The organism is Cellulomonas septica, assembly GCF_012396155.1.
Taxonomy (GTDB): domain Bacteria; phylum Actinomycetota; class Actinomycetes; order Actinomycetales; family Cellulomonadaceae; genus Cellulomonas; species Cellulomonas septica.
Map to the genome: position 1 here is coordinate 1 of NZ_JAAXOY010000557.1, position 2,414 is coordinate 2,414.

2 protein-coding genes and 1 pseudogene are annotated in these 2,414 nt (G+C 74.8%); 1 reads left to right on the forward strand and 2 read right to left on the reverse strand.

The genetic code is table 11. The features are described 5' to 3' along the window. Nucleotides 1-570: pseudogene (locus HGA02_RS16490) on the forward strand (PKD domain-containing protein); the annotation flags it as partial. A 69-nt stretch (nucleotides 571-639) separates the two neighbouring features. Here the strand turns inward: HGA02_RS16490 and HGA02_RS16495 are convergent. After that, entirely contained in the window at nucleotides 640-1,788 is a 1,149-nt protein-coding gene (locus tag HGA02_RS16495) for a glutamate--cysteine ligase (RefSeq protein ID WP_168680210.1), read from the reverse strand. After that, nucleotides 1,788-2,414 (reverse strand): THUMP-like domain-containing protein (locus HGA02_RS16500; RefSeq protein ID WP_425483073.1); only part of this gene is annotated, 627 nt, incomplete at its 5' end. The genes HGA02_RS16500 and HGA02_RS16495, both read right to left, overlap by 1 nt.

A 2,414-nucleotide genomic window follows, 5' to 3' on the forward strand; every position in this document is an offset into this window, starting at 1 on the left:
GACACGGGCGGCGCGTGGACCGTGGGCGGCGGCTCGACCCGGTTCTCCGTCGGTGCCGGGACGGGCGCGATGCAGGTGCCGGCGGGGGCCACCCTGACCGCGACGCTCGGCTCGGCGGCGGTCGCGGCGACGGCGACGGACGTGCACACGACGCTCGCGCTCGACACCGTGCCGAACGGCCCGCTGTACGCCACGGTGTCCGGCCGCGTGGTCGGCTCGGCGGACTACGGCGCGCGGGTCAAGGTGCTCGCGGGCGGCGGCGTGCAGCTGCACACCGAGCGGTCCGGCACGGTCCTCACGGGCAACACGCTGCCGGGTGTCGTGCTGACCCCGGGTGCGCGCCTGCACGTGCGCGTGCAGGTCCAGGGCACCGCGCCGACGACGGTCCGCACGCGGGCCTGGCTCGACGGCACGCCCGAGCCGACGACGTGGCAGTACACGGCCACCGACGCGACGTCCGGCCTCCAGGCCGCGGGCGGCGTGCGCCTCATGGCGTACCTCAGCTCGTCGACGACGAACGGCCCGACGACGGTCCGCTGGGACGACCTCGCCGCGACCCGCCTGCCCTGACGGCCCGTCCCGGGTCCGGGCGCCGCAGGGACGCCCTGACGGGTCCCAGGCCCGGTGGAGCGTGCTCGGCTACAGCGGCCGACCCGCCTTCATCTCCGCGACGAGCGACCGGACGACCGCGTCGAGCTCGCCCGCGTTCCGTCGCGCGACCGCGCGCTGCCGCTGGTACGACGCGCCACGGCGCAGGATGACGCGCACGTGCTCGAGCTCCTCGCTGCACCCGAGCCGCTCCGCGACGGGCGCGAGCTCGACGAGCCAGCGGCCCACGGCGTCGGTGACCAGCTCCTCGTCGCCCGCGGCGTTCGTGATGATGATCGCGTCCATGCCGTAGCGGGCGGACCGCCACTTGTTCTCCTGCGCGAACCACGGCGGCAGCGCGGGGAGCGCCTCGCCGCGGTCGAGCATCGACGAGAAGTGCTCGACGAAGCAGTGCGTGAGGGCCGAGATCGCGGTGACCTCGAGCAGGTTGGTCGCGCCGTCGGCGACGCGCATCTCGAGCGTCCCGAACCGCGGCGACGGCCGGACGTCCCACCGCACCTCGTCGAACTGGTCGATGACGCCGGTGTGCATCATGTCGCCGACGTACTGCTCGAGCTGCTCCCACCGCTCGAACCCGAACGGCAGCCCGGCGGTCGGCAGCTGCTGGAACAGCAGCGCGCGGTTGGACGCATACCCGGTGTCCTTGCCGCCCCAGAACGGCGACGACGCGGACAGCGACTGCAGGTGCGGGAACACCGTGAGCATCGCGCGGGACAGCGGCAGCACCTTGTCGCGGTCCTCGATGCCGACGTGCACGTGCACGCCGTAGATGAGCATCTGCCGGCCCCACCACTGCGTCCGGTCGATGAGCGTCGCGTACCGCTGCTTGTCGGTGACCTTCTGCTGCGCCCAGTTGGCGAACGGGTGCGTGCCGCCGCCCATGAGCTCGATGCGCAGCGGCTCGGCGGCCGCGCCGACCTCGTCGAGCGCGCGGCGCAGGTCGGCGCCGGCCTCGCCGACGGTCCGGCACACGCCGGACGCGACCTCGACGGTGTTGAGCAGCAGCTCCTGCTTGATGTGCGGGTGCTCGGACCCGTCGGTCGGCCGGACGGTGTCGAAGATCGCCTGCGCGGCCTGCCGCAGGTCGCCCGAGTCGGCGTCGACGAGCGCGACCTCCCACTCGAGCCCGACGCTCGACCGCGCGGACCGCGCGAACGGCAGCGTGACGGGCGCGGCCATCAGACGCGCTCCACGACGAGCACCTGCTGGTGCCCGGCGACCCGGGTCAGGACGACCGTGGCCTCGGCGTCGCCGCGCAGGTCGAGCTGCTTGCGCAGCTGCTCGGGCACGACGGCCGTGCCGCGCTTCTTGATGGTCAGCCGGCCGACACCGCGCTCGCGCAGGTACGTGCGCAGCCGCTTGAGGCCGAACGGCATCGTGTCGAGCACGCGGTACGCGGTGGCGACGGGTTCGTCGTGCAGCTCGTCGGACGTCACGTAGGCGATCGTGGGGTCGACGAGCGTCCCGCGCACCCGCTGGGCGACGTCGCCGACCAGCCCGGCACGGATGACTGCGCCGTCGGGCTCGTAGAGGTACGCGGCCACGGGTCCGGCGGGGGCGTGCGCGGGGCCGTCGGGACCGGCGCCCAGGGTGTGCGCGGTCGTCCCCGCCAGCACGAGCGCCGACCGGCCGGGGCCCTCGGGCGCGAGCGGGCCGAACCACAGCCCGACCTCGACGACGTCGCCGTCGACGGACACCCACTGCGCCTGCGCGTCGGCCGGCAGCGCGGAGTGCGGCACACCGGGACCGAGCTTGAGCCCGAGCGCGGGGACGCGCTCGCGCAGCGCGAGGACCGCGTCGAGCGG